General features: G+C 49.6%; 26 protein-coding genes. 19 read left to right on the top strand and 7 right to left on the bottom strand.

Going from position 1 to position 26,901, the window contains the following annotated elements; translation table 11 throughout:
• The first annotated feature begins 130 nt into the window (after positions 1-130).
• The 11 genes from rpmH (at position 131) to gcvPB (ending at position 10,762) form a co-directional block, all read left to right on the top strand.
• Positions 131-265 carry a 50S ribosomal protein L34 gene (rpmH, locus tag JMI88_RS22390; RefSeq protein ID WP_126596227.1) on the top strand — a complete coding sequence of 45 codons (135 nt, stop codon included), beginning with the start codon at positions 131-133 and terminating at the stop codon, positions 263-265.
• Between the two features lie 18 nt (positions 266-283).
• Complete coding sequence (gene rnpA / locus JMI88_RS22385) at positions 284-676, top strand: ribonuclease P protein component (protein WP_201364202.1); 393 nt, start codon at positions 284-286, stop codon at positions 674-676.
• Between the two features lies 1 nt (position 677).
• Complete coding sequence (gene yidD / locus JMI88_RS22380; RefSeq protein WP_201364201.1) at positions 678-905, top strand: membrane protein insertion efficiency factor YidD; 228 nt, start codon at positions 678-680, stop codon at positions 903-905.
• 24 nt (positions 906-929) lie between these two features.
• Entirely contained in the window at positions 930-2,003 is a 1,074-nt protein-coding gene (locus JMI88_RS22375; protein ID WP_201364200.1) for a YidC/Oxa1 family membrane protein insertase, read from the top strand.
• A 91-nt stretch (positions 2,004-2,094) separates the two neighbouring features.
• Positions 2,095-3,036 carry an RNA-binding cell elongation regulator Jag/EloR gene (gene jag / locus JMI88_RS22370; protein WP_201364199.1) on the top strand — a complete coding sequence of 314 codons (942 nt, stop codon included), beginning with the start codon at positions 2,095-2,097 and terminating at the stop codon, positions 3,034-3,036.
• 154 nt (positions 3,037-3,190) lie between these two features.
• A complete protein-coding gene (locus JMI88_RS22365; RefSeq protein ID WP_201364198.1) occupies positions 3,191-4,069 on the top strand; it encodes a PfkB family carbohydrate kinase in 879 nt (292 codons plus the stop codon).
• A 149-nt stretch (positions 4,070-4,218) separates the two neighbouring features.
• Positions 4,219-5,604, top strand: coding sequence for a S53 family peptidase (locus JMI88_RS22360; protein ID WP_201364197.1), 1,386 nt, complete (start codon positions 4,219-4,221; stop codon positions 5,602-5,604).
• Between the two features lie 149 nt (positions 5,605-5,753).
• A complete protein-coding gene (gcvT, locus tag JMI88_RS22355) occupies positions 5,754-6,872 on the top strand; it encodes a glycine cleavage system aminomethyltransferase GcvT (RefSeq protein ID WP_201364196.1) in 1,119 nt (372 codons plus the stop codon).
• Positions 6,873-6,957: 85 nt separating this feature from the next.
• Positions 6,958-7,353 carry a glycine cleavage system protein GcvH gene (gcvH, locus tag JMI88_RS22350; protein ID WP_201364195.1) on the top strand — a complete coding sequence of 132 codons (396 nt, stop codon included), beginning with the start codon at positions 6,958-6,960 and terminating at the stop codon, positions 7,351-7,353.
• 575 nt (positions 7,354-7,928) lie between these two features.
• Positions 7,929-9,281: an aminomethyl-transferring glycine dehydrogenase subunit GcvPA gene (gene gcvPA / locus JMI88_RS22345; protein WP_201364194.1), complete on the top strand. Its 1,353-nt coding sequence runs from the start codon at positions 7,929-7,931 to the stop codon at positions 9,279-9,281.
• The gene (gene gcvPB, locus JMI88_RS22340; RefSeq protein WP_201364193.1) at positions 9,278-10,762 is read left to right on the top strand and encodes an aminomethyl-transferring glycine dehydrogenase subunit GcvPB; all 1,485 of its coding nucleotides are present in this window, start codon (positions 9,278-9,280) and stop codon (positions 10,760-10,762) included. Before gcvPA ends, gcvPB begins: the two co-directional genes overlap by 4 nt.
• A 230-nt stretch (positions 10,763-10,992) precedes the next feature.
• On the opposite strand, the gene JMI88_RS22335 is transcribed toward gcvPB, so the two are convergent.
• The 3 genes from JMI88_RS22335 to JMI88_RS22325 all read right to left on the bottom strand — a co-directional run bounded on the left by JMI88_RS22335 (position 10,993) and on the right by JMI88_RS22325 (position 13,430).
• On the bottom strand, positions 10,993-11,370 hold the full coding sequence (locus JMI88_RS22335) for a response regulator (RefSeq protein ID WP_201364192.1): 378 nt from the start codon (positions 11,368-11,370) through the stop codon (positions 10,993-10,995).
• Positions 11,371-11,749: 379 nt separating this feature from the next.
• Complete coding sequence (locus tag JMI88_RS22330; protein ID WP_201364191.1) at positions 11,750-12,394, bottom strand: hypothetical protein; 645 nt, start codon at positions 12,392-12,394, stop codon at positions 11,750-11,752.
• Between the two features lie 25 nt (positions 12,395-12,419).
• Positions 12,420-13,430 (bottom strand): NAD(P)H-dependent glycerol-3-phosphate dehydrogenase, encoded by a 1,011-nt coding sequence (locus JMI88_RS22325; RefSeq protein WP_201364190.1) that lies wholly within the window; start codon positions 13,428-13,430, stop codon positions 12,420-12,422.
• Between the two features lie 364 nt (positions 13,431-13,794).
• Here JMI88_RS22325 and JMI88_RS22320 point away from each other — a divergent pair, with 364 nt between their 5' ends.
• The 5 genes from JMI88_RS22320 (at position 13,795) to JMI88_RS22300 (ending at position 20,182) form a co-directional block, all read left to right on the top strand.
• Positions 13,795-15,681 carry a glycoside hydrolase family 13 protein gene (locus tag JMI88_RS22320; RefSeq protein ID WP_201364189.1) on the top strand — a complete coding sequence of 629 codons (1,887 nt, stop codon included), beginning with the start codon at positions 13,795-13,797 and terminating at the stop codon, positions 15,679-15,681.
• Positions 15,682-15,792: 111 nt separating this feature from the next.
• A complete protein-coding gene (locus JMI88_RS22315) occupies positions 15,793-16,269 on the top strand; it encodes a MarR family winged helix-turn-helix transcriptional regulator (RefSeq protein WP_201364188.1) in 477 nt (158 codons plus the stop codon).
• A gap of 386 nt (positions 16,270-16,655) precedes the next feature.
• Positions 16,656-17,909 (top strand): sugar ABC transporter substrate-binding protein, encoded by a 1,254-nt coding sequence (locus JMI88_RS22310; RefSeq protein ID WP_201364187.1) that lies wholly within the window; start codon positions 16,656-16,658, stop codon positions 17,907-17,909.
• A gap of 381 nt (positions 17,910-18,290) precedes the next feature.
• Complete coding sequence (locus JMI88_RS22305) at positions 18,291-19,211, top strand: carbohydrate ABC transporter permease (protein WP_201364186.1); 921 nt, start codon at positions 18,291-18,293, stop codon at positions 19,209-19,211.
• Entirely contained in the window at positions 19,208-20,182 is a 975-nt protein-coding gene (locus JMI88_RS22300; protein WP_201364185.1) for a sugar ABC transporter permease, read from the top strand. The genes JMI88_RS22305 and JMI88_RS22300 overlap by 4 nt, the downstream gene beginning before the upstream one ends.
• A gap of 74 nt (positions 20,183-20,256) precedes the next feature.
• Here the strand turns inward: JMI88_RS22300 and hpt are convergent, their stop codons facing one another.
• Positions 20,257-20,841, bottom strand: coding sequence for a hypoxanthine phosphoribosyltransferase (gene hpt, locus JMI88_RS22295; protein WP_201364184.1), 585 nt, complete (start codon positions 20,839-20,841; stop codon positions 20,257-20,259).
• A gap of 19 nt (positions 20,842-20,860) precedes the next feature.
• On the bottom strand, positions 20,861-22,336 hold the full coding sequence (gene tilS / locus JMI88_RS22290; RefSeq protein WP_201364183.1) for a tRNA lysidine(34) synthetase TilS: 1,476 nt from the start codon (positions 22,334-22,336) through the stop codon (positions 20,861-20,863).
• A 100-nt stretch (positions 22,337-22,436) separates the two neighbouring features.
• Between tilS and def the strand changes: the two genes are divergently transcribed.
• Complete coding sequence (def, locus tag JMI88_RS22285; RefSeq protein ID WP_201364182.1) at positions 22,437-22,943, top strand: peptide deformylase; 507 nt, start codon at positions 22,437-22,439, stop codon at positions 22,941-22,943.
• Positions 22,944-23,245: 302 nt separating this feature from the next.
• Here the strand turns inward: def and JMI88_RS22280 are convergent, their stop codons facing one another.
• Positions 23,246-23,617 (bottom strand): hypothetical protein, encoded by a 372-nt coding sequence (locus JMI88_RS22280; RefSeq protein WP_201364181.1) that lies wholly within the window; start codon positions 23,615-23,617, stop codon positions 23,246-23,248.
• 557 nt (positions 23,618-24,174) lie between these two features.
• Entirely contained in the window at positions 24,175-24,360 is a 186-nt protein-coding gene (locus JMI88_RS22275) for a helix-turn-helix domain-containing protein (RefSeq protein ID WP_126596249.1), read from the bottom strand.
• A 795-nt stretch (positions 24,361-25,155) separates the two neighbouring features.
• Between JMI88_RS22275 and JMI88_RS22270 the strand changes: the two genes are divergently transcribed.
• Together JMI88_RS22270 and JMI88_RS22265 are read left to right on the top strand one after the other, a co-directional pair.
• Positions 25,156-25,764, top strand: coding sequence for an RNA polymerase sigma factor (locus tag JMI88_RS22270; protein ID WP_201364180.1), 609 nt, complete (start codon positions 25,156-25,158; stop codon positions 25,762-25,764).
• A 61-nt stretch (positions 25,765-25,825) separates the two neighbouring features.
• Complete coding sequence (locus tag JMI88_RS22265; protein WP_201364179.1) at positions 25,826-26,878, top strand: ABC transporter ATP-binding protein; 1,053 nt, start codon at positions 25,826-25,828, stop codon at positions 26,876-26,878.
• The last annotated feature ends 23 nt before the right edge of the window (positions 26,879-26,901 follow it).

Below are 26,901 nucleotides of genomic sequence, written 5' to 3'. Positions count from 1 at the left end.
GCGGCAGACCTCACAGCCAGGTAACATTCTGCGAAAAGTCCAACAGTAAATCTGTCAACAGAATTGACAGTATGCCCGATACTCGCTATAATCTACGGGATATCTTGAGTGGAGGCTAAGAAAGGGTCTTATGAAACGCACCTGGCAACCAAAACGCATTCCGCGTAAACGCGAACACGGTTTTATGAAACGTATGTCCACACGCAATGGACGTCGTGTGCTCAAAGCTCGCCGCGCCAAAGGGCGCTGGAGCTTGACTGTTTAGTTTAAAACAGACATCATCGTGGCACTCAACCGTGCGTTCCGCTTACGTAAGAATAGTGATTTCCAGCGAGTAAGGCAGCAGGGAGGCAGTATAGCGTCCCGGCTGCTTATCCTCGCGTGGAAGCCCAATGATCAAGCTGCGCTGCGTGTTGGCTTTGTGGTAAGTAAGCGCATTTCAAAACGTGCAGCTCAGCGAAATTATATTAAACGGCTACTAGGAGAGGCGGTTCGCCCACTTTTAGCAGATATTCCACCCGGTTGGGATATAGTTTTTAGTGCAAGAAATCAGATCGTTGGTGTACGCTTACCTGTGTTGATGCAGGATGTATCTACATTGTTACGTCGAGCGCGACTTCTGGAAAGCTCCACGCATGTGGAGACGAAAGAGTTGAACACACGCAAGGGTTTTTAATGTGAAATATATCGCACTCGTTTTAATTCGTGTCTATCAGCGCACGCTGTCGGTAGTCCTGCCCTCATCGTGTCGATTCACCCCTTCATGTTCCCAATATGGATATGAGGCTATTCAACGTTTTGGCTTCTTCCGTGGCGGCTGGATGACAATTAAACGTATTGGCCGATGCCAACCATTTTATCACGGTGACCTCTATGATCCAGTTCCAGAGCGTCTGAGTAACTAGATCAAGGAAGGCAGGAGAGTTTTTGTGGGCGAGATCCTTAATCTCTTTAATATCATTTTTACATACCCCATTTTTAATGGTCTTATACTTCTCTATCACCTGTTCGGTGATTTTGGCCTCTCAATTGTGGTGCTTACGCTGATCATCAAATTGGTCCTCTTTCCATTGACGTTGCAGCAGCTTAAATCCACTAAAGCCACACAGGCGTTGCAACCACAGATGCAGGAGATTCGCAAAAAATACGCGAACGATCAACAGGCGCAAGCGGCGGCATTACAAAATCTCTATAAAGAGTATGGCGTTAACCCCCTGGCAGGTTGTCTACCCCTGTTAGTACAACTGCCAGTCTTGTATGGTTTGTATTATGCTCTGAGCACCGGATTGCGCACCGATAGACTGCAAGATATTAACGAGCACCTGTACCCATTTGTTCCGCATTTCACCACTCTGCCAAAGCTAACCTTTGACTGGTTTGCCTGGCTTTCATTTTTGAATCCCATTTTGCATGTCAACTGGACCTGGACATTCCCATTGAATGCTCCTGATCCTTCGCACGTTTTGCCGATTCTGGCCGGCCTGGCGACGTTTGTCTCGTTGCGTATGGCGCAGCCAAAGACCGCGCCAGTAACAACTACTAGTGGCAAGCCAGCAGCTTCGGACCCAACCCAGCAATCGATGAAGATGATGCAGTACATCATGCCATTCTTCACCGTCTTCATTGGTTGGAACTTCCCTTCTGGCCTGGCCCTTTACTGGACCATTTCGTCGATTTTCCAGGCGGTACAGCAGTACTTCGTTACCGGTTGGGGTTCGTTGCTGACCACACCCAACATGAAAAAAGAGGTTGCGCCAGCTAGCGTGAGCGGTAGCGTGGCAGCTAAAGATGATAAAATAAGCACAGCGGCTTCTCGTAGCAGGAAGCCAACGGTGGTTGAAAGCACAAAAGAGGATGCTGACAAGAGCGAGAGCACCGCAGTTTCGCAGTTGCGCACGACCACTCCCAGATCAAACGGCAGTGGTCCTTCCCAGTATACCCGTCGGAAACAAGGGGGAAGTGCATCGGCCCGCAGACGGAGTGGTTCGCAAAAAGCCCGCTAGTCAGCGTTTGCAGCATGCTAAATTCGATCACCCTGTCCTGCCACAGGGTGATCGTGGTCATAGATAATTTTTACAGGGAGGCACGGAAACCGTGGAAAGCATAGAGGCTAGTGGCAAAAGTGTTGATGAGGCGATCACGCAGGCGCTAACACGCCTGGGCAAGCGCCGTGAAGAGGTGGACATCGCTGTTCTACAGGAGCCCAGTCGAGGAGCATTTGGTCTGGGGAGCAAAGATGCCCGCATACGCGTGACTGTTCGTCCGGGGGCTACCAGTTCTGGCGGCGCAAGCGCTATTATCACTCCTGAAATGGCCGATGCTATACTGGGCTCGGGCGATATCGAAATTCCTCTCCCCGAAGAAGAAGAGGAACTCTATGAGGAAGAAGAAGAGTTCCTGGATGAAGAGGAGGATGAGGAAGAGTATGAAGATGGAGACGAGGAAGAATTAGAAGACGAAGACGATGAGCCTGTGCCTTTTATTGCTTCCTCTGAGCCGTCTCTTCAGCCGCTGGCCGAGCAAGCCGCTACCGCCGGGGCTGGTGATATATTGCAGGATGTGGAGCATCCTTCGCGCGAGGATGTAGAGATTACGGTTGATGTCTTGCAGCATATTTTGCGCTACATGAATATTCATGCAACTGTACAGGTGCGCTCAACCAATCCTTTAACCCTGAATATTCGCGGTATTAATGAGAACCTGGGTCTGCTGATCGGACGCCGTGGCGAGACCCTGGCTGCCTTGCAGTTGCTGGTCAATCTGATCGTCAGCCATCGTACCAAACACCGCATGCGTATTATTGTCGATGCTGAAAACTATCGTGAGCGCCGCGAGGAAAACTTGCGTTCCCTGGCTCTGCGCGTAGCCCAGCAGGTGCGCAATTATCGCCGCTCGATTGCTCTGGAAGCTATGCCGCCGCATGAGCGCCGTATCGTGCATATCGCTTTGTCTGATAGTAAGGACATCAGTACGGAAAGTATTGGAGAAGGCGAAGAGCGCAGGGTTGTTATTTCGCTGAAGCGTCCAGCGCGCTAGCGTCGAGCGGCAAATCGGGGGCAAGTCCCGAACCTATGGAAGATGACGCCAATAGGTTCGGGGCTTGCCCCCGATTTGAACCCTTGACGAGCGACCCCGCCACCATAGGTTCGGAGCTTGCACCTCTGAGTACAAATTTTGAGGATGATTGTCTGTGTCTCGACAACCTGATTTTTTAACGCTCGGCCATGTCACACGAGATGTGCAGGTCGATGGTTCCTTTGTTCTTGGAGGAACCGTTACTTTCGCTGCCCAGACCGCCTATCATTTGGGATTGGCTGCGGCGATCGTGACGTGTGCAGACGCTGAGGTGGCTCAGCTTCTACCGACAGTTTTGCCGGAGATTGCATTACAGGTATGCCCTTCTCCTCAAACGACCACGTTTGCTAATCGCTACCATGAAGGTTTTCGGACCCAGTACCTCTATGGGCGAGGCGTAGATATTACCGAAGCCGATATTCCCCTCGACTGGCGCAATAGCGCGGGCATCGTTCTCTTTGGTCCTCTGACCCAGGAGCTGCGACCTGATATGGTGACCCACTTTCCTCGTCGTCCAGGTACGTTGCTGGCCGCTACTCCTCAGGGCTGGCTAAGGCGCTGGGACGCCGATGGTCGTGTCTGGCCAACGCCCTGGCAAGAAGCGGAAAAGATTTTGCCCTCCCTGGATGTATTGATTCTCAGCCACGATGATCTGTTGCCCTTTGCCTCGGGCAATCGTAGTGAGGCGGATCGTTTACTGGCCCACTGGAGTACATTTGTGCCGTTGCTGGTGGCGACCGATGGTCGCCATGGGGCAACCTTATTCCAACAGGGTCAGCCTCAGCGTTTTCCTGCCTATAGCGCGCATGAAGTTGATCCTACAGGAGCGGGCGATGTCTTTGCGGCCGCTTTTCTGACGCATCTCTATCGCCATCGCGATCCCGCGCAGGCCGTTGATTTTGCTAATTGCGTGGCCGCTTTTTCAATCGAACGAACTGGCATTAGTGGCATTCCCACACTCTCCCAGGTTGAGCAGCGTCGTCATATCTCATAGATAGCGCGAAGATATCCTTAAATAGAATGTGGTGTGTTGTTTTCTCTACTATACTCAGAGTAGCTACACACCTAGCATTTTCGAATGGCATATTCCGTTGCTGGTGGTGGTCGTGTGAAAGAAAACAATGCCAGAAGGATATTATTCTGATGCAGCTACTCAATATACCTCGTCGTTTTCCATGTGGAGTCTGGTTTTATGTGCTCGGACTAAACCTTGTGATGGCTCTACTTTTCTCCTCGGGGGCCGCTACTTATGCCGTGGTGGGGAACGTAATTCCCCATTTCGTTACTGTTTCTCCCTTCCATCGCTACCTTGGTCGGGTAGATGGGCCACTGGCTTATAACTGTAAATCCAGTGAGGTTAATAAATATTGCTATGGTGTGGACCAGGTGCGCACTGCCTATAGTATTGCTCCGTTACTTGCGAATGGCTTTACTGGTAAGGGACGCACTATTGTTATTATCGATGCCTACCAGGCGCCGCACCTGCGTGATGACGTTGGTGATTTTGATGCGCGTTTTGGCCTGCCGCCGCTATCATTACAGATCATTGCCCCGGATACTCTGCCAGCCTGGGATAGTCATGATACAACCCAGCAGACCTGGGCCGCCGAAATCTCGTTGGATGTCGAATGGGCCCATGCGATGGCTCCAGATGCCTCCATCACGCTGGTCGAGTCGAAAAGCGAGAATGATCCAGATTTGATTCGCGTTTTAAATTATACGATTGATCATGATTTAGGCGACGTTATTTCGATGAGCTTTGGTGAGAGCGAAGATTGTGCAACGGCGGACGTTTTAAAAGCCTGGCATGAAGCTTTTGAGAAGGCAACCAGGAGTGGCATAACATTGCTGTCCTCGTCAGGCGATAGTGGAACTGGCGAACCGACCTGCGATAACAAGTCCTGGAATGAGGCTGCCTCGATCCCAGTTTCTGATCCGCTGGTCACTGGCGTAGGTGGCACTACCCTGAATGCTGATGTAAAGATGGGCACCTACCAGAGCGAGACGGTTTGGAGCGACCCTGCCGTTAGATCTGCCAGTGGTGGCGGTTTCAGTGCTGTCTATCAAAAACCTGCTTATCAAGACCACATCACGGCCATTGGTGAGAAGCGTGGCGTGCCAGATGTTGCCTATAATAGTTCAACCAATCACGGTGTAGTCGTGGTCTGGTCTGATGGCGATCATGGTCCCGGTGGCATGTATAGCTTTGGTGGTACCAGCGCCGGTACGCCTCAGTGGGCGGCCATTGTGGCGATAGCGGATCAATATGCCAATCAACGATTAGGTTTTATCAATCCACTGCTGTATCAGATTGGAAGTACGCCCGTCTGGTATCAGAGTGCGTTCCATGATATCGTCGACGGGGATAACGCAGTTAATCTGAAATCCGCTAACAATACTATTGTTATGCTGCATGGATATAAGGCCGCTCCCGGGTGGGATGCCACCACGGGTCTGGGAACTCCTATTGTCTCTAATCTGGTCCCTCTAATGGCGCAGCTGGCAGTAACTCATCAAACCGCGCCTTAACATTGCTCATTTCTCAGCTTTATTGTGATCCCCCAAAAAATCTGATATAGTGGACAGGTACAAGTTATTTTCTGCTTTCGCATCAAGCGCTGCTTGGAGGCGCAAGCTAAAGCAGCTATGTCCATTGAAACGTACTGGAGTATTTGGGAATGACAACGAATGACAACGCCGTCTTACAACTTAAACGAACCCCTCTTTATGAGCGACATCGCGTCCTGGGAGCGCGCCTGGTGGAGTTCGGTGGTTGGGAGATGCCGGTACAGTATAGTGGAATCCTGGATGAGCACCAGGCAGTTCGCACCAGGGCAGGACTCTTTGATGTAAGCCATATGGGTGAGTTTAAAGTAGAAGGACAGGATGCGCTCCCCTTTTTGCAGTATCTTGTGCCAAACGATGTCTCACGCCTGGCAGTTCAGCAGGCTCTCTATACACAGTTGTGTCTGGCTAATGGCAATGTGATAGATGACCTGCTCATCTATCACCTGGCGGAGAATCACTACATGCTGGTCGTCAATGCGGCCAACATCGACAAAGATTTTGCCTGGGTGCAAGAACAGGCAAAGCAGTTCCAGCACGTTTCGCTGTCAAATCAATCGGATACCACAGCCTTGATCGCTTTGCAGGGTCCGCTGGCGCCAGAGATTTTGCAGCCATTGACCGAAATTGATGTAAAGGGAATAGGCTATTACCGCTTTGCTCCCGGCGAGGTGGCAGGCATCCATTGCCTGATCTCGCGTACAGGCTACACTGGCGAAGATGGCTTTGAGCTCTATTGTGCCTCGGCCGACGTGGTCCGGTTATGGGATAGCATTCTGGCGGCCGGCCAGCCGCAGGGATTGCTGCCAGCGGGTCTGGGTGCGCGTGATACCTTGCGACTGGAAGCCGGATTGTGTCTGTATGGCCACGAACTGGATGAGCAGACCAATCCATTGGAAGCTCGCCTGGGCTGGACGGTCAAACTGGCTAAGGGGGCGTTCATCGGTAGCGAAGCCTTACAACGGGTCAAAGAGCAAGGTCCAAAGCGTCTGCTGGTCGGCATTCAATTGCTGGAACGCGGCGTCCCACGCGGCGGCTACGCCCTCTATGCAGGTGAGCAACAGATTGGTCGCCTTACCAGTGGAGCCCCCGGTCCAACCGTCCAGAAAAATATTGGTATGGGATATGTAGATGCCGCTTACGCCATCCCCGGAACCTCTATCTTTGTAGAGATCCGTGGCAAACGTATTCCTGCTCAGATTGTGGCCTTGCCCTTTTATAAGCGAAAATAAAAGCATACATCCGAGTGGTCGACACACTCATTCACTCACACACTCAATCAAGCACTAACCGTCCTGAGAAAGGGAGAAACAAACGATGGCTAGCCTGAATCATCCTGCTGATCTAAAATATAGTAAAACTGATGAATGGATACGTGTGGAGGGCGACGAGGCAGTAATCGGCATTACTGATTATGCCCAGGACCAGCTTGGCGATATTGTCTATATTGAGCTACCCTGGGGGGGTGGCCAGCATTTTGCTGCAGAGGAGAAATTTGGCGATATCGAGTCGGTCAAAGCTACCTCAGAACTGGTCTTACCTGTGAGCGGCGATATTATCAGCGCCAACGAAGATCTGAAAGATCATCCTGAAAATATTAATGACTATCCCTACGAGAGCGGTTGGATGTTGAGAGTCAAACTTTCTGACCCATCCCAGGTTGATGCTTTGATGGACGTAAATCAATATCTCCAATATTTACAGGTCCGTTAAAAAGATATGGGCGTCAGCGCCCCTTGTGGGCGGGCGCATACGCGCCCGCGACTTTCTTTAGAGTGGGTTGCGAAGTGCGCTCGGCGCACTTCGCAACCCACTCTAAATCTTTTTGAGCGCCGAAGGCGCGAACCGCATGCTTTTCAAATGCTCTCGAAAGAGCACCTTTGCCCATAAAAAGGCAGGGGCGCATGCACCCCTGCCTTTTTATGGGCAAAGTTTCCATAACATTCCTATTTCTCTATATGTTTTTGGATATGTAGCACGTGTATGCGCTATAATAGTAGCAACCATTGAAAGAACATAATTAGCATATAAATGTGCTTCGTTCTCTGGGCTTCGATGTATAGCGATGCCATACGTGGATATTCTTTCTACTCACTTGTGTTGTTTTCCTCTGATATTAGTCAACAGGTTTGCCGCAAGAGGTACTCAAAAATTCCATCGTAGTACAAGAATGTGAGGCACCTTATTTATTATGCTACTTTGGTTATATCGTAGTGGCTCCCCTTGCGCATCATTAAAGAAGAAGCCAGAGTCCGGGGAGCTTCTAAACCCAAGGGAGAGTTCACTGAATGAGCTATGTGCCAAATACGCAAGAAGAGCAGCAGGCTATGCTGGAGCGCCTGGGCCTTTCTTCGCTAGAAGATTTATTGACGCCCGTGCCTTCTGAGGTGCGCTTGAACGATGCTCTTGACCTGCCGCCTGCGCTGCCTGAGCCGGACCTGAAGCGCCTGATGAGTCGGATGGCAGCCAGAAATAAAAGCCTGGATACAACCATCTCTTTTCTCGGTGCCGGTACCTATGATCGTGCTATTCCTAGTGTTGTGCCCCATTTACAGAACCGTTCTGAATTCGTGACCTCGTATACTCCCTATCAGCCAGAAGTAAGCCAGGGTATGTTACAGGCTATCTATGAATTTCAGACCATGGTGTGCCAGATCACGGGCCTGGATATTGCTAACGCATCACTGTATGATGGTTCAACGGCACTGGTCGAAGCGTCTTTGATGGCGCTGGGTCCTGGTGGCCGTGGCGAAATTGTGATCTCGGCAGGCGTGGATCCCCAGTATCGCCGGGTGCTGCACACGTATGCTTTTGCGCGTGGCTTTAGCGTTAAAGAAGTTGGCCTGGAAAATGGTGTGACCTCCCTGACGGACCTTAAGGCGGCGGTCGACAAAAACACGGCCGCGGTTGTCGTTCAGCAACCCAATTTCTTTGGTTGTGTTGAGGATGTGCGTGCCATTGAACCGATTGCGCATCAAGGAAAAACGTTGTTTGTGTCGGTGATTACCGAACCAGCCTCATTGGGGGTGATCGCCCCTCCAGGAGCTTACAATGCTGATATAGCGGTAGGTGAGATGATGAGTCTGGGTAACAACATGAGCTATGGTGCCCCGGCTCTCGGCTTTATGGCTGCCAAGCAGAAATTTATGCGCCTCCTTCCGGGCCGTTTGGTAGGACAGACCATTGAAGAAGGCGAAAACAAGCAGACTGGTTATGTGCTGACGCTACAGACGCGTGAGCAGCACATTCGACGCGATCGTGCTACCTCCAACATCTGTACCAATCAATCCTTGCTGGCCGTAGGAGCAACCATTTTCCTGGCCGCCATTGGCAAACAGGGCTTCCAGGAGTTGGGCCAGCTCTGCCTGCAGAAAGCCCACTATGCCTTCCGCCAGATTACAGCTCTCTCAGGATTTGAAGCAGCCTTCAGTGGTCCCTTCTTTGATGAATTTGTTATCAAGTGCCCGGTCTCTACCAGCAGGATGGAGCAATTGTTTGAGCAGGCCGGTATCATCGGCGGTTATCCGCTGGCTGAGAGCTACTCAGGCATGGACAATTATATGCTCTTCTGTGTAACAGAGACGCGTACAAAAGAGGATATCGATACCCTGGTCAGTGTGCTGAAAGAGGTGCAGGCATGAGCGTAGAGTCATTAATTTTTGAAAAGGGCGCCCCGGGCAGGCGCGGAGCCACCATGCCGAGCATGGATGTGCCAGTCGAGCCGTTGGATAGCCTGGTCCCCTCCTCCCTATTGCGTGAGGAGCCAGCAGCCTTGCCAGAGGTCAGTGAGATAGAGGTTGTGCGCCACTATACCCATCTCTCGCAACGTAACTTCGGAGTCGATACAGGTTTCTATCCGCTTGGCTCCTGCACTATGAAATATAATCCCAAGCTGAATGAGGATATGGCTGCGCTCCCAGGTTTTGCGCATATCCATCCTTTGCAGCCCGTCAAGACGGTGCAGGGCGCGATCCAATTAATGTATGAGCTTGAGCGCTACCTGGCAGAGATTTCCAGTATGGCTCGTGTTACCCTGCAGCCTTCGGCGGGGGCTCATGGCGAGTTAACTGGATTAATGCTGATCAAAGCATATCATCAAAGTAAGGGACAGGGTCACCGCAATCTGGTGTTGATCCCTGATAACGCTCACGGCACCAATCCAGCCAGCGCTACCCTGGCCAATTATAAAGCGGTTGAAGTTAAAAGCGATGATCGGACCGGCGGCATCGACATGGATCACCTGAAGACCCTGCTGGATGCCCATGGCGATAACGTCGCAGCCATTATGCTGACCAATCCTAATACGTTGGGGTTGTTTGACGCCAATATCGCGCAAATTGGCCGCATGATCCACAAGGTTGGCGGACAGCTCTACTATGATGGGGCCAATGCTAACGCCGTACTCGGCATTACTCGTCCCGGTGATATGGGCTTTGACGTGGTCCACTTTAACCTGCACAAGACCTGTAGCACGCCTCACGGTGGTGGTGGACCCGGAGCAGGCCCGATCGGTGTGAAATCCCATCTGGTACCATTCCTGCCTGGACCTTTGCCCGCCAAGAATGCAGAGGGCTACTACTGGGAAGAGGCTGGACCACAGTCCATTGGCAAGGTACGCGCCAACCTGGGCAACTTTGGCGTGCTGGTACGGGCCTACACTTATATTCGCTTTAATGGTCCCGATGGTTTGCGCCATGTTTCTGAAAGCGCTATTCTCAATGCCAACTATCTGCGTCAGGAGCTTGCCTCCGACTATGAGATTGCTTATCCGCTGACCTGCCAGCATGAGTTTGTGGCTACTGCGCGCAAGCAAAAGGAAGAGCATGGTGTGACGGCAACCGATATCGCCAAACGCCTGCTGGACTATGGCATGTATGCTCCAACAATCTACTTCCCTTTGATCGTACCAGAAGCTATGATGATCGAGCCAACGGAGACCGAGACAAAGGAATCGCTAGACTACTTTGTAAGCGTGATGCACCAGATCGCTGAGGAGGCCCGTACCAATCCTGAACTGGTGAAGACGGCCCCCCATACAACCGTGATTGGTCGCCTCGACCAGGCCCTGGCGGCCCGCAAGCCCAACCTACGCTGGCATCCCGGCCAGGAAGTAACCCATTAGAATAGCTCAGGCGCATCCGCGCCCGAGCTATTCTAATTCAGTGGTGCAGGCGCGTCTGCACCGTTCTTTAGAGTGGGTTGCGAAGTGCGCTCGGCGCACTTCGCAACCCACTCTAAATCTTTTTGAGCGCCGAAGGCGCAAATCGTCAGGGGCCGAAGGCACAAAAACCACAATAAAAATGAGCTCGGGCGTATGCGCCCGCCCACAAAGGGAGGATAAGAAAAAACGCCTTAATTAGGCACATGCTGCGAAGAAGAAAGATGCCTGGCCACGATCTCAATTAGCACATCAACATCAAAAGGCTTTTCCAGGAAATCATCGGCTCCGCCTGCATCGGCCACTTTACTGGCATCTGAATGTGCTGAGAGCATAATAACGGGAATATGTTTGGTAGCCCCATCACTCTTAAGTTTTCTGCAGATCTCGCGACCATCATCTCCTGATAAAAGCACATCTAATAAAATAAGGTCGGGCAAATCATTGATGATATTCTGTAATTCATCCTTATTGGTCGCGGTACGCACAACGTATCCCTCGCCCTCCAGTACAATTTGTACGACCTCGGTTATTCCCTCATCATCATCAACAACCAGGATGTGATGTCCCATATGTCTGTCTCCTTTAAAAGTTCTCAAGCTCTTGATTGTACGTGAATGGGTGCGACAGAGAAGTAAAGGTTGCCCGCGTACCTTCGATCCTCTCCATTTAATTCTACGATCGGAACGTTGACCACGTTTTGTTGAAAGAAACCACGTAATAAAATCAAAATAATAGGTTCGCCTTCTGGTTTTAGATGTCCTGGCCACGTTCAAAGGGTACTCGACAAAAAGCAACCCCTAAAAATTAACTAATTGCTGAAGTGTTTTGTTGTGCGCGCTGTTCTCCTGGTCATGAGTGGACGTAAAAATCGGATACTCAAGTATATCATATAGTAACTAGTGAGAAGCCGGATAGCAGTTTTGGTTGCGTCCTGCTTTACTCCTGACGCTATGAATTGGCCGTTTGTTCCCAGGGCAATTGCTGCCAGCGATTAAGCTGGGCAAAGCCAAAACCAGCGTCGGTCAAGGTTCCCTTAAAGCCAGCTGGCACCATTTCAAAGTGTGTGGCCAGCTTACGTGGAAAAATACCCAGATCAAAGACCCAGGGATCACCCGCCGTTTCTACAATGGCTCGCCAGACCTGATTTTCCTGCCACTCATTGGTAAAATATGCCCCCACTTCTGTAAAGTCTCTGGCCAGTATTTGCAGGATGCTCCAGATGCTTTCCCCTGCTTCTCGCGTATAGGGGGCGGGAATATCTTCCTGTAACTGTTCGCTCTCAATCAAAAGATTAAAACCAATCCAGGATGGTAATTCTTCCAGACTAGGAATAGCTGGTTGCGTATAGAGCGAAACCTCTATGCCAGCGCACTCAATCGTTGGCGCGGCGGGCGGCGCCAGGCGTAGGGGGGCGGCATAAATATCGCCAAAGGCATCATTATCATTCCTGGGCCAGGTGATATCTGTTATCCAGGACAACACCTGTTGATCATTACTGCCAAGGAGCCGAAGCGCATGTTGAAAACGCTGTAATACAGCAGGGAACGTGGCCTGGGTACAGGAAGCAAAAGTTTGTATTTGTGCTTGTGACATACTCTTTCTCTTCTTTAAATAATGCTTAAAAGGATCCTTCCAACTCTCCTTTAGGATCGCGCATCATTAATTCCAGTACAGCTTGACGCGGATCTAAGTCTTCGAAGAGTATCTGACTCAGAAGTTTGGCGATGGGCATCTCTACATGATAACGATCTGCTAGCCGTAGTGCAGCCTGCGTTGTTGAGACTCCTTCTGCTACGCTATGGGTGGATTGAAGGATATCGGCCAGTTTCTCGCCACTGGCTAAGCGTCGACCAAGTTGTTGGTTGCGACTCAACGGACTGGCGCAGGTTCCCACCAGATCTCCCATACCTGCCAGGCCAGCAAAGGTCAGGGGATTCGCACCGGCCGCGACACCCAGGCGAGAAATCTCAGCCAGGCCACGCGTAATGATCGCAGCTTTAGCGTTTTCTCCATAGCCCAGCCCATCGTTGAAACCGGCACCGATGGCAATAATATTTTTGAGTGCGCCACCCAATTCTACTCCAATGACATCGTTGGATGTATACACACGAAAGGTGTTAAAGTTTATAATATTTTGAACCGTCCTGGCAACTTCAGGATTATAGGCCGCGACCACGGCTGCCGTTGGCTTCCCTTCGGCCACCTCACGAGACAGATTAGGACCACTGAGCGCTGCGATACGCAGGTGTGAGCCTGGTATTTCTTCCCCGATCACCTCGGTCATCCGCTGCAGACTATTGATCTCAATTCCCTTACTGGCATTTACCAGAATCGTTTCAGGCGAGAGATGAGGAGCCAGGATGCGCAGATTATCCCGCAATTTTTGCGAAGGGGTCACTAATAACAAAAGATCTTTCTGGTGCACCACTTCCGCGCTATCTGAGGTAACACGTATGGCCTCTGGAAAATGTATACCTGGGAGAAACATGCTATTTTCTCTAGCGCGCTGCATTTCAAGGGCCCGCTCTGGCCGGTGATCCCAGATTGTGGCAGAGATGCCGTTACGAGCCAGCAATAGCGCCAGTGTCGTACCCCAGGCACCACTTCCAATAACACCAACAGATACCATTACAAAATCTCCTCTATTGATATGTATGAAAAGCAATCAGAAACGCAGCTCGCTTGCGGCTTGCTACACCACCATTCACTACACGGCAACTGTGCCATGTCAGCTATAAGAGACAACGTATGCTCTCCAGGTGGCGCCCATCCGATTGTAGCGTACTACATGTATGCAACCGGCCGTTTTTCAATAGATATTGTCAGCAGGTTGGACAAGGCCATTGTAGCATAGTTGAGAATGTCATAGCTTGACAAACTAGCTAAAATCATTAGACTTAGGTATAGTTGACAAGTCAACTGTTGTCTTGCAAACGATATTATGATGGTACCCAGCGTATCTGGTTGTACCCGAAGAAGAGGTGAGTGCCGGAATGACTCAACTTATAGACTTCTTTTTTTCCCCATATACTTCTGTGCACAAGCGACGTTTCGATGCTGCGATTGAAGATGGACTGGCTCATTTAAGTCAGATACAGCCTCTTGATCCTCAGCCCGGGCAAGCCGTCACGATTTCACTGTTTGTTAATGTTAATAAGCCCATTGAGCGGGTGGCAGTATATTACACCACAGATGGCACCGAACCTGCTGGTGAAAGAGGGATTGTCGAGCGGGGAACGGTGCTTTTTGCCGAGCTATTGGAACAGCAGCATTATAATGCCGAGACAGGACAGACGGCTCGCATCTGGCAGGTGTGCATACCAGCCCAAAAAGACGGCACCCTGGTCCGCTATCGTGCGGATGGCTGGAGCCTGAGTGATTCCTCTCTACACTGGTATGCTGACCGTGTGGATCCTGTGACCGTGGCCCAAAAGAAAGGGCGCTGCTTTGCTTATCATGTTGATCGCTGGGAAGCGCCAGAGTGGTGGCATGAGGCCATCGTCTATCAGATATTTGTCGATCGCTTTAGCTCGGCTCAGGATGAAGCTCCTTTGCACAGTGAAGAGAACTGCGGCATTACAGATTTCTTTGGGGGAACACTGCGCGGCATTATCGAAAAATTGGACTATATCCAGTCCTTAGGCGTGAATTGCCTCTGGCTTTCCCCGCTATTTGAAAGTCCCAGTCATCATGGTTATAATCCGTCTGATTATCATCATGTCGCCAGGCGTTATGGTACGGATGAAACACTGCAACAATTGATCCAAGAGGCCCACCGGCGTGGCATGCGCGTCTTATTAGATTTTGTGGCCAACCATACCTCTGACGAGCACTTTGCTTTTGTCGATGCCTATAATAATCCTACCAGTCGTTATGCCCGGTGGTACAACTTTACAGAAATTGAGCCCCCCCACACCTATCGTAGCTACGCTATGGTCCATACCATGCCCGAACTGAGCACAGACGAACCCGAGGTGCGTGAATACCTCAATGGGGCCGCTCTCTACTGGTTGGAGCATTATGGTGCAGATGGGCTGCGTCTGGATTATGTATCGGGACCCTCACACGCCTTCTGGACTTCATTTCAGCAGGCGATCAAAACAGCGCACCCGGAAGCCCTGACCATTGGCGAAATCACATCACCAATGTCAGAAATCGTTGACTACGCAGGTCGCATGGATGGCTTTATGGATTTTCCTCTGTCTGCTATGCTGCGACGCACCTTTGCCCTGCGTAGCAACACGCTGCAAGAACTATTGAGCTTCCTGGATACCCATAGCCAGGAGATTCCCCCCAGTATGATCAGGGCTGTGGTAGTAGACAACCATGATATGCATCGTTTCCTCTGGCTGGCGGATGGGCAGCGCGACCGTCTGAAACTGGCTACGGCATTCCAGATGACGCTTGAAGGGACCCCAATTATCTATTATGGTACTGAAGTTGGTCTGTCGCAGAGCGATGATGCGCATAAAGAGAATGCCTATTGTCGCGCACCCATGGCCTGGGGAGAGCAACAGGACCAGGATATGCTGGCCTACTATCGTCGATTGATCGCGTTACGTCATCAATACCGTGTGCTGCGGACCGGAAAACGGCGGCAAATTGCTGTCGATTCTGATGTAGATTCAGCACAAGTTGGTGCGTATATACGATATAATGATGAAGATTGTGTGTTAGTGGTGCTGAATAATAGCGAACAACCGGCGCGTGTATACGTTCAATTAGATGATATGTTAAAGAATAGCGGGCCAATGCCTGTTTATCTGCGCGCAGTACTTTCAAGGCAAGAGGATCAGGCGTTGTTGCCAATTCATAATGGCCAGGTCGAAATAAGCTTGCCCCCATTAGGTGCTGAGATATGCTGCATATCACAAAAATAGTTTTTTGGTAGAAAATTTACTGATCAATAGTTGACAATCAAACTGTTTGTCGGTATACTTTTCAATAGAAATTACCAGATCTTCCCTGGAGAAATGGGAAAGGTGATATCCATGGGTCCAGTTAGTAAGGGTGCTGGCATCGAACTTGAGATCTATCAGTTGTTGTCCAAAACGTTCATTTTATTAGATGATAGCGACAATCGTTTTTTCGCTGATTATGGTTTAAGTACCAGGCAGTATTGGGCATTACAGTATTTAGATGAAGTAAATGGTCGTTCGATGGTTGATTTGAGTCGGTTGCTGATAACTGATAAAAGCAATGTCACAGGAATTATTGATCGCTTGCAGCATCTTAAGCTAGTCAAGCGAGTTCCAAGTGTGCAGGACCGTCGGGTTACCCTGATCACGCTAACAGCGGAGGGAAGCCGTTTACGTGAGAAGATCAACACGCAACATACCTTACGTATTCGTGAGTTGATGAGCGTGCTGGATATTTCTAAACAAAAAATGCTCTTAGAGTATCTAACGTTGGTAAGTCAGAGCATTGAAAAAGAATTGAACCAGGTTGATACTGGTCAATCGGAGTAACTATTTCGTATTCTTTGGGCTCTGGTACAGCAGTGTTGCGGTGATGACTGAGACGTTGTTGTGTATTGGCGCACACCCGTGGATGTGGTTGCTTCATGAAGCCAATTATATATACCTCTTATACGCACGCTGCATGTATACAGACCAATGTATACACACATTACTCCCTTTTTCACATGTGCAAGCTATGCCGACTCCTGGTTGTTAGTGACTAGACTCAAGCCGGGAATAGCTAACTCCCAAACTTTCTTTTGCAAGCTGATGTACAGCTCGCGCTAACTTTCCGTGCCTTGTTTAGGCATAAGGTTATCAGGACATGGTGTGTTACGCCTATAGGCGTAAACTCGCAAAAGCTTAAGCTTAAATATATTTGGAGGATTTAGATCATGTTATCTAAACGCGTGATCACTGGTTTCCTTTCACTGGCCATTCTGTGTGCCATGTTGATTTCGGCATGTGGTGGTAGTGGTGACACCTCGAAAAGTTCGGGCCCATCAAATCAACCCGAGACCATCACGATCTGGCACGGCTGGCAGGGGGACTATTTAAATGCCAAGAAGGCCATCTTTGACGCCTATCACAAGCAGCATCCGAATATCACCATTAAGCTGGTAGAGCAGGATCAACTGATTGACAAATCCATTACCGCGCTGAAAGGCGGCAATGGACCAGACATTATTGCCTGGGCTGATGATTCACTGGGCCAGCTGGCTGCCAGCCGCATGGTTGTGCCAATGGATCAGTATTTGAGCTCCGATTATATTAATTCTACCTTCACACCTGCCGCTGCCAAGGCCGTGACCTACAATGGCAAAATTTACGGCGTGCCTGAGACCACCGAAGCCATCACCATGATGTACAACAAAAAGCTGGTCAAAGATACAGATATACCCAAGACCACGGACGATATGCTGAACTTCGCCAAAACCTTCCAGCAGAAAAATCCGGGCAAATATGGGATCGTGTGGCCGACAGAAGATGCCTACTTCAATGCTCCCTGGTTCTATGGTTTCGGCGGTAACTACGTCACCGCAGATGGAACGGTTGGCATCAATTCCTCCAAATCCCTTGAGGCTGCTCAATTCATCAGCTCCTTCCGCCCATATCTGCCAAAGCAGATCAGCATTGATATTGCTTCTTCTCTCTTCACCGAGGGTAAAGCTGCCGCTATCATCAATGGCCCATGGTCCTATGCGGACTATGCTACCAAAGCCAAAATGGACATTGGTTTTGCGCAGCTGCCAACCATAACTGCTAGCAACACACCAGCCACCCCGTTCGTTGGTGTGAAATCGCTCTGGATGACCAAGATCGCTAAAGATCCAGCAACCGTTGCCGACATTATGAAATTCTACACCAACAAAGACAATCAGCTAAGCATGATCAAAGCCACCAGCGAGATTCCAGCCAATGCCGCCGCCGCTGCTGACAAAGCGGTGACCGAGAATGTCGCTATCTCTGCCTACTCGGCCCAGGTCAAAGTTGGTGTTCCACTGCCAAACACACCTTACATGTCCGCTCTATGGAAGCCTATACAGGATGCTCTGACTGCTGTGTGGTCAGGTAGCCAGTCCGTAAATACGGCTTTCAGTGCCGCTCAGAAAGCTGCCGAGCAGGGCGTCAAAGGTATTAATTCTTAATCCGTCAGGATTTAAGAAAGTGTCCGACTCCCAGTGCCTTGGAGCCTGGTCGCTCCCGCACGGGCGGGTGCATGCGCACCCGCGCTGGTTTTATGTGTTGGTGCATCGGGTGCGCGGTGCGCACCCGATGCACCAACACAAGGAAGCGTTTTTGAGTCTCAGAGTCTAGGAGCTCATGCCGTAAGAAGACGCGTATGATGGGAAGTGCGCTGTTCGTCAGCCTGGGGGGCGCTGACGCTCCCTAATCTCTTTTTATGTTGGTGCAAAGTGTGAGGCAGAGAGACCGCGATGGATATGGGAGTCGGACACTCTCTACTAAATACAGAAAGGCCCTACTCTTATGCTGAGTGTACCTGACGTTCTCAGAAGGAGCGAGTAGCCATGTTAAGAGTCAAACGTTCACAAATTTTTCTCTACCTGCTACCAATGCTGCTGACCATTGCAGTTATTAACCTCACTCCAATTATCTATACCATTTATCTTTCGTTCACCAACAATACGCTATTCAACAACGAATACAACTTTGCGGGTTTGAACAGCTATACCTACTGGTTTAGCGTTGTCAATAGCGATTTAATCTATGTATTAGGAATCACTTTGTTTTATGTAGCGGTCTGCATCACATTATTCTTATTCATTGGACTTGCGACTGCGCTGGCACTCAATAATAAGAAAATCAAGGGTCTGGCCTTCTGGCGTGTTGTATTGTTGGTTCCCTGGGCGACCCCATACGCGATCACCTCATTGATCTGGAAGTTCCTCTTCAACTATGATTTTGGTCCCCTCAACCAGATTGGACGTGTCTTTTTTGGCCCTCAATTTGGCATCCCCTGGCTAACTGATCCCATCTGGGCATTTATTGCCGTAGTAGTGGTGAACGTCTGGTTGTCCTATCCTTTCTTCACCATTGTCATTTTAGGTGCGCTACAGAGCGTGCCAGCGGAGCTGGGAGAGGCTGCCAACGTTGATGGCGCTAATGCCTGGCAGCGCTTCCGTGCGGTGACACTGCCATTGTTGGTTCCAGCCATTACCCCCGCCACTATTTTGAGCGCCATTACCACCTTCCAGATGTTCGGAGTAGTTTACCTGATCACACAGGGTGGTCCAATTACCAGTGCCGACCGACCAGGTGCCACCTCATTTGTCATGGTGTATATCTATAATAAAGTTCTAGGCCAGAATGCTGGCAACATTCATTATGCACAGATTGCCGCCTTTGCTGTTCTGGTCTTTCTTGTACTGGGTTCAGTAACATTCCTGACGCGCACATTGGGTAGTTCCCCAAGGGAGGCGACGGCATGAGCAAAAATATTACAGCCACCACGACCCCAAAGCCAGTTTCTGCCACAGATAATATTGTATTGCCTGTGGAGACGGCCGAGCACAAACGTTATCGTGCTCGTATTGACGCCAGGATACGCCGCCGTAAAGTGGTGACCGCTTTTCAACTCGGCCTGATCTATATCTTTCTGATCGTTATGGCGATCTTTGCGCTGTTCCCGATCTATTTTGTAGTGCAGGCTTCATTCGCCGGTAGCCAGAACCTGTACACGACAGATCTGCACCTGTTGCCGGTTAATCCCAGCTGGGATAATTACGTCTATGCCTTTACGCAGGAGCCCCTGTTGGCCTGGTTGGGCAACACATTGTTTGTTTGCGGTTTGTCCACAGTGGTCGGGCTCTTTTTTTCCATGACAGGTGCTTATGCGCTCTCGCGCTTCCGCTTTAAAGGTCGTAAGCTGTCCCTTGACCTCTTGCTGGTCTTACAGGCCTTCCCAGGCTTGCTGGTTATCAGCGCCTACTATTATCTGCTGCAGTATCTCAATCTCCTGGATAGTGCGCCATTGTTTGGCCTGTCCATGATATACGTGGCAACCTCGATTGTGTTTAGCTGCTGGAATATCAAAGGCTACTTTGATACGCTGCCAATTGAATTAGACCAGGCTGCTATCATTGATGGCGCCAGTCAGTGGGAGGCTTTCTGGCGCGTGATCATGCCGCTGGCGGCACCAGCGTTGGCAGCTTCTGGACTCCTGATTTTTGTTGGTGGGTGGAGCGAGTTTGCGATTGCCAACTACATTCTGAACGCTAACGACACCGGCTCAAACCTCACCTTTATCCTGGGTCTCTATCGCCTCCAGGGAGACTTCCGTACCCCATGGGGTTACTTTGCAGCCACATCGATCATCATATCCGTGCCGCTGGTAATTGTCTTCTTATTAGCCCAACGCTTCTTTAAATCCGGCTTGACCATCGGTAGCGTCAAAGGATAGAAGATAGTACACTTGCATTAAAAAAAGCTGATCCGCAGCACACTGCGGATCAGCCTTCTTTGTTTACATGCATTTTAAAATTCTTCGGCCATGCTTTTATGTTGTTTTTCGGGCCGGGTGGTTTCGGAGTAGACGGACGGCTTTAGAATGCCGATATAGGGGAGATTGCGGTAGAGCTGAGCGTAGTCGAGGCCATAGCCAACGACAAATTTATCGGGAATGGTAAAGCCATGGTAGTCAATGGACACATCTTTGAGACGAGTGCGCTCTTTATTGAGCAGGGAACAGATCTTCAAACTAAGCGGATTACGGCGCCTGAGTAGATCGACCAAATAATGCAGGGTAAGGCCACTATCAATGATATCCTCAATTATCAGCACATGTTTCTGGTCAATTGGACCCTCTAGATCTTTGATGATCCGCACAATACCGCTGGATTGGGTAGTATTCCCATAGCTGGCAACCGCCATATAATCGATTTCCAGCGGCAGGTCAATGGCACGGGCCAGATCGGCGATAAAAGGGACGGCTCCTTTTAAGGTTCCCAGTAAGAGCAGGTTTTTGCCTGCATAATCATGAGCGATTTGCTGTCCCAGGGAAGTAATTTTAGCCTGCAATTGCTCTTCTGAAATAAGAATTTCTTCGATATCTTGATGCATGTGTTCCTCTTTTTATTTATCATAATGAATGGGTGATTGACAAGCGAATGATCCTGCGCGTCGTCTCAGTCAAGCGTACGCGGTGATCGAGGTGGACGCCACCTAACCAGATGCAACGTGCACCTGAAAAGAACAGTGGCAGCTGTGCCCGCTCCTCGCGTGGAATATGCTTATCAATCAAAACATCTTTGACTTTTTTCTCCTGCTTCATGCCCAGCGGTTGAATACGATCTCCGTCCCTGCGCGTGCGCACGCGCAGATCTGGAGCAGAACGATCTCCTGTAAGTGTATCTGCATCCACATAGACAGTATGCGGTGTTGTTGGTAAAATGTTCCAGACTGTTGACCAGTCCTGTTGACGTAGGGCTGTTTGTACCTGTCTGGTGATATTTTCCGGCACCCACTCGGTCTGTGCGATCCAAGAGGTGCCTGGAACAGTTATGCGAGCTGATAACGGAAGGGCCACCTCACGAAGAGGTGACTCTTTTTTATCTTCGCTTGCTTGTTCAGAAATACATTTGAAGACTAGTATATCACCTCTGCGTATGGTGTGAAGATGTTGTGGTAAATGTAGGGTCACAACCTCGCGCGTAGCTGGCCGTTGCAACAACTGGCCCAGCAACTGATAGTGGCGAGCCTCTAGAGGGGATTGGCCGGCATATAGATGGGCGGTAGCCCGGCGTAGCAGGTGGTGTTGCAAACTTGGGGAGAGCGACTTCAGAGGAGGGATAGATAGCTGTACCTGATCTGGCTGCTCCTGTAAGACAATCTGTGGCCACCACTGGTCTACCTGTGCGTTAATCCAGGCAAAATCTACCTGCAGTACCTCGGCATTGCGCAGCAATGTGTCTCGGAAACCAGGATTCATGGCCTCAAGTAGAGGTAGGAGCTCGTGGCGGATACGGTTGCGCAGAAAGCGCACATCGCGATTGCTTGCATCTTCAACTGGCACAAGCTGATGTTGTGCGCAGTATGCCAGTGTGTCCGCATGGCTGACGGCCAGCAGAGGACGAATAATATCCTGCTGCCGTGGTTGGAGTCCCACCATGCTGGCGATGCCGCCGCCGCGTAACCAATGGAGTAGCAGCGTTTCCACCTGGTCATCAAGATGATGGGCGACCGCGATAGGCTGTCCCTGCGCCACCTCGCGTAAGAAGCGATAGCGGGCCAGCCGGGCCGCCTCTTCAAGGGAGCGATGCTCTTGAGCCGCCAGGCTGGCGACATCCACGCTGCCCAGCGTTACGGGAATCTGCCAGGCACGGGCGATGTGCGCCACCGCCTCAGCTTCTTGTGCGCTCGCCTGACCTCGCAACTGATGATTCAAATGGGCCACATGCAAGGACACCAGCGGATAGCGTTTAGCGGGGCCACAGAGTTGATGGAGCACATGCAGCAAGCACAGCGAGTCAGCGCCTCCCGACACAGCTACAACCACAACACCCTCCGCTGGCAATAAATGATGATCCTCAATGGTAGAAGTGATGGTCTCCAACATGTTTGCGCATTACCCCTTTGGTATGATACGATTAAGGTCAATTATAACACTAATGTTTTGATAGTTTGCTAGCGTGTTGTGTAGGGGTATTGAGAAGATTATGGCCATTCGGAAAATTATTACCACTGAAAATCCAATTCTACGCCAGAAAGCCAAAAAGGTCCATCATTTTGATCCATCGCTGCCAAAGCTGGTGGAAGACATGTTTGAGACCATGCGTGCAGCTAACGGTGTGGGACTGGCAGGGCCGCAAATTGCACAATCAATTCGTGTCTTTGTAGCTGAATACGAAGATCGGAAGGTGGCAATCTTTAATCCTGAGATCGTAAAAGCGGAGGGTGAGGAAAAAGGACCCGAAGGCTGTCTGAGTATCCCGGGATATATCGGTGAAAATATTCGTCGCGCGACCAAAATTGTTGTGAAGGGACAGGACGTACGTGGCAAGGCCATTCGGGTTAATGCCGAAGGCTGGTTTGCACGTATCCTCCAGCACGAGATCGATCACCTGGATGGTATCCTCTTTATCGATCGACTGGATAGCCCCGAAGACCTGCGTGAAGTAAGAGAAGGCGACCTTGAAGAAGGCGAGCCAGTCTTAGCCGAATAGACAATAAACGAGAGATAAAGGGCGCGGCCTCTCCCTGATGAGGATGGGAGAGGCCGCGCCCTTTATCTCTCGTTGAGAGAGTGTTTGAAAAACATGCGTTTCGTGCCCTCAAGCTGAGGCAAGGAGGAGGAGAAGATCAGGCCCCCAGCATGCTCGTCAGCACCTATGACGGTACGCACCTACGGCGCTCAAAACGTTTTATGGGTTGTTGCAGCACATGCGCAGATGCGCATGTGCTGCAACAACCCATAAAAAAAGAATGGGGGCGTCAGCGCCCCCAGGCTAGCGAGTTATATATAAACCTACAGTTTTTGTTGCTTGCGTAACACTGTTAGACGATGAGATCCCAGTTGTTGCTCACAATGGGAGCACACATAGAATCCTTCCTCACGATAGTGAAGTTCGTTGACGCGAAAGTGAAGATAGCAGATTCCGCAACGCGTCGCATCTGACTGGCTGGCAACCTGACGATCTTTTTCGAAAAGATCTTTCAGTGATAGCACCATTTGTTCAAAGTCAAATCCGCCTGGTGATGTTGGACGTTCAATGCCTAACATACCCAGCGGCGGCAAAGCGCCAGTGCTGCTATTAGCACGCGCTTCGCGACGGCTAATCGGTGAACTGCCATTGTTCAATGTTCCACCTTCGGATCCACCTGTATAGTTATTGCTCAAAGCAAAAATCTCCCGAAACAAATGCAATGGGTAACACTTCAGTTATTATACCTTCCGGTATGAGTGAAAGCAAGCTTGGCTTGTTAGCAGGTCGGGGTGATCAATCAGATTTGAACTGATGCCAGGAGGGTCACGGCCTCCGGTGCTAACCACTACACTATGACCACCGGGAGTTAGTTATGCATTACTTATGTAAGTAATAACATCTGGTTTGCTGTTTGTCAAGTATTAAATGCGGCAATAAGATATTGCCATGAGAAATGATATAAAAAGAGAAATAGAACGAATTTTTTTGATATGATATGTGAAGTTAATGGTGAGAGTATTAGTGTTATTTATCGCCCATGATAAATAACCGCTGAGTTCAAAATTTGTTCTTCGCTTATCCCCCAAAGCGAAGAAACACCCATCATCTGAAGTCAAGCTTGTGGGAGCGAAATCAGACGATGAACAGGCACACAATAGAGAAGGTACGATTGTGTTTACTCAGGCGCCATAGCAGCTGGCGCGCCGTTGCAATAGCCTGGAATATCCTTTTTTATATTGGTAGAGATACATTATTGAATGCTGTTGTCACCAAGAACTCGGTCCAGGGTTTCGCGCTTTATACGATATACCTGTCTGGAATGCACATGTGGTAGCACTACCGCCTCTAGTACACCCTGTTTTACCCATCTGCGCACTGTTGCATCATCAACGCGTAGAATGCGGGCCACTTCCGATACAGTTAATAAATTGCTCATAGGGCTCCTCCTACCTGTTATTTCGACTTACCCCTGTGAAGTTTCAAAAAAAAGATGTATGAGAATCTTCATACAAGTACATTGTATAAATATTGTATAATATTGATGAAGACTTGTAAAGGTTTATAAAAAGAGATTTTGGATGGGTTATGAAATAGATATGACTTTTTTTGTTTGGAAGTTACGTTAAATGCATAGCTAAAAAAAGCGGTTCGTAGTATGCTACATTTAATTGTGTTATTCATACCTGTTCATGTAACTATGAGCTGTTTGTTCGACTGCAAGTTGTAATTCCAACTATAGATTGACATGTGGGGCATAGCATGAATATGTTGAATATAAGCGATATCTTCAATCTGTGCATCCTATCCACCATATTCTATTATAGAAAAGCGGCAATAACTTTTATATAAGTGTAAAAGATAAGATAAAGCAACAAGAAGAAACCTGCAAGGTGCAGGTTTCTTCTTGTTGCTTTATCTTATCTTAAAATTATCGCCTTGAGTTAAAAGTTTTGGGGTAAGCCCTGAATATATACAATAGCTGTTATTGCAACTTCTACGCGTTGGAGGGTGGTGGATGAGATCAGTAGTTGATGAATCGTCCTTTTGGAGGATGAAATTTCCTCAACAATCCGCTACACTTCTGAGCAAGCACACGAATATATGGTAACGCGGGAGAAGGGAAAAAAGAGACAGTGCTGTAATGTATTGCTGTAGTGCACCCATACTGTCCTCTGGTAATGATAACCAAACGACTTCGCAAAGGGACGCGTTTGATAGAAAGGATCTTCTCATGCAAAAGCAAGAATACGTTCCTTCTAAATGGCTAGAGTTCTCTGATGGTGTCCTGGTACGTGAAGTGTTAGCTGGCAATCAGGTTGTTTTTGAGGCCCTGGTTGAACGTTATCACACCATGCTTTATCGCTTTATTTATCATCACCTGGGTGAGTATGATCAGGCCTGTGATGTGTTGCAGCAGGTATTTCTCAAGTTATATATTGCCTTGCCTAATCTTCCAACGGGAGAGCAGCTTAAACCATGGTTATTTCGCGTGGCCCAGAACTGTTGTCGTGATGAATTGCGCAAGCGGCGACGCAGACGAGTAACGCTGTTTTCCGCCTTAGAGTGGCAATCTGAAGAAGAAGAGATGCCTCCACTGGCAGCCATTCCAGATACCCATCCCTTGCCGGAAGAGATCGCGGAATATCATGATATGCAGCACGCGCTTCAGCAGGCTATTCAAGCGCTGCCCACCAAATTCCGCTCAGTTGTTTTATTGCGTTATCTCTATCAATGTAGTTTTTCAGAGATTGGGCAAGTTTTAGAGATGCCAATGACCACGGCCAAAACGTATTACTATCGCGCCTGCACCAAACTGCGCGCCTCCTTGCAGTCCCGTTAATGTTTTGGATGGATGATAGAGGAGAACGTCTGCACACGGTTGAGGAAAGGACATAGTGTGTATGGGCGATCTGCCAAAGATACCCAGTCATGATCAACGACCATCGCAGCATGCTGAGGTTGTATTACGGACCGAAGAGTTGACCAAGCGTTTCGATACCTTTACTGCCGTTGATCATCTGGGCATCGAGATATATCGTGGAGATGTCTACGGGCTGCTTGGTCCCAATGGTTCAGGTAAAACTACGACGATTCGCATGCTCTTAGGATTGATTCATCCAACGTCGGGACAGGTCACTACGCTGGGGTATGCTATGGGCGACGAGAAGCAACGCTATCGAGCCTTACATCATATGGGAGCTATTGTCGAACAACCTGTCTTTTATCCTTTTTTGACTGGCCGTGAGAATTTGCGTGGTATTGCTACCTTTGGCTGTATGGCAAACAATCAGACGACCGATGAGCGTATTGAGGAAGTGCTCGAACTAGTCGACATGGCCACGCGCGCCAATGACAGCTATAGTAAATACTCGCTGGGCATGAAGCAGCGCCTGGCCCTGGCCGCCACCCTCGTTCACTACCCACAGCTGATTATTTTAGACGAACCGACCAATGGACTTGATCCAGCCGGAGTCGTTGAGATACGCGAACTGATTGGGCGTTTATCGCAGCAGGGCATTACTATCCTGTTATCGAGCCATCAATTACATGAGATCCAACAGGTTTGCTCAAGGGTGGCTATCATCAAGCGTGGTAAATTGCTGGTACAGGGTAATGTACAGGACCTTCTTTCCGAGCAACAATGTATTTTACTTGGCTTTGCAGAGCCAACTCTATTACAGCAGGCCGAGTTACTCTTACATACACAGCCAGACGGGGACCTGCGCTGGATGCGCCATGCTCGGATTGTGACAGCTCCAACAAATACTGGTTGGACGCCGCCAGGAGGGCAGCTATTGGAGGTTGAGGCTACAATGGAACAGGCGGGAGCTGTGAATGCTTTTCTTGCTGAGCGCGGCATCTACGCAACCGAGATTCGCCGGCGCGAAACCAGTCTGGAACAATATTTCCTCGAATTGACTGCAACACCTCTTCATGCCACCACCCCTGCGTGATCGATATAGCTTACAACCAACGA

This window comes from Dictyobacter formicarum (assembly GCF_016587435.1).
This window is presented reverse-complemented; position numbering and strand designations above follow the sequence as displayed.

Coding starts and splice junctions, on each gene's coding strand:
- rpmH (WP_126596227.1), top strand. CDS start 131: ATGAAACGCACCTGGCAACCAAAACGCATTCCGCGTAAACGCGAACAC.
- JMI88_RS22360 (WP_201364197.1), top strand. CDS start 4,219: ATGCAGCTACTCAATATACCTCGTCGTTTTCCATGTGGAGTCTGGTTT.
- gcvT (WP_201364196.1), top strand. CDS start 5,754: ATGACAACGAATGACAACGCCGTCTTACAACTTAAACGAACCCCTCTT.
- gcvH (WP_201364195.1), top strand. CDS start 6,958: ATGGCTAGCCTGAATCATCCTGCTGATCTAAAATATAGTAAAACTGAT.
- gcvPA (WP_201364194.1), top strand. CDS start 7,929: ATGAGCTATGTGCCAAATACGCAAGAAGAGCAGCAGGCTATGCTGGAG.
- gcvPB (WP_201364193.1), top strand. CDS start 9,278: ATGAGCGTAGAGTCATTAATTTTTGAAAAGGGCGCCCCGGGCAGGCGC.
- JMI88_RS22335 (WP_201364192.1), bottom strand. CDS start 11,370: ATGGGACATCACATCCTGGTTGTTGATGATGATGAGGGAATAACCGAG.
- JMI88_RS22330 (WP_201364191.1), bottom strand. CDS start 12,394: ATGTCACAAGCACAAATACAAACTTTTGCTTCCTGTACCCAGGCCACG.
- JMI88_RS22325 (WP_201364190.1), bottom strand. CDS start 13,430: ATGGTATCTGTTGGTGTTATTGGAAGTGGTGCCTGGGGTACGACACTG.
- JMI88_RS22320 (WP_201364189.1), top strand. CDS start 13,795: ATGACTCAACTTATAGACTTCTTTTTTTCCCCATATACTTCTGTGCAC.
- JMI88_RS22315 (WP_201364188.1), top strand. CDS start 15,793: ATGGGTCCAGTTAGTAAGGGTGCTGGCATCGAACTTGAGATCTATCAG.
- JMI88_RS22310 (WP_201364187.1), top strand. CDS start 16,656: ATGTTATCTAAACGCGTGATCACTGGTTTCCTTTCACTGGCCATTCTG.
- JMI88_RS22305 (WP_201364186.1), top strand. CDS start 18,291: ATGTTAAGAGTCAAACGTTCACAAATTTTTCTCTACCTGCTACCAATG.
- JMI88_RS22300 (WP_201364185.1), top strand. CDS start 19,208: ATGAGCAAAAATATTACAGCCACCACGACCCCAAAGCCAGTTTCTGCC.
- hpt (WP_201364184.1), bottom strand. CDS start 20,841: ATGCATCAAGATATCGAAGAAATTCTTATTTCAGAAGAGCAATTGCAG.
- tilS (WP_201364183.1), bottom strand. CDS start 22,336: ATGTTGGAGACCATCACTTCTACCATTGAGGATCATCATTTATTGCCA.
- def (WP_201364182.1), top strand. CDS start 22,437: ATGGCCATTCGGAAAATTATTACCACTGAAAATCCAATTCTACGCCAG.
- JMI88_RS22275 (WP_126596249.1), bottom strand. CDS start 24,360: ATGAGCAATTTATTAACTGTATCGGAAGTGGCCCGCATTCTACGCGTT.
- JMI88_RS22270 (WP_201364180.1), top strand. CDS start 25,156: ATGCAAAAGCAAGAATACGTTCCTTCTAAATGGCTAGAGTTCTCTGAT.
- JMI88_RS22265 (WP_201364179.1), top strand. CDS start 25,826: ATGGGCGATCTGCCAAAGATACCCAGTCATGATCAACGACCATCGCAG.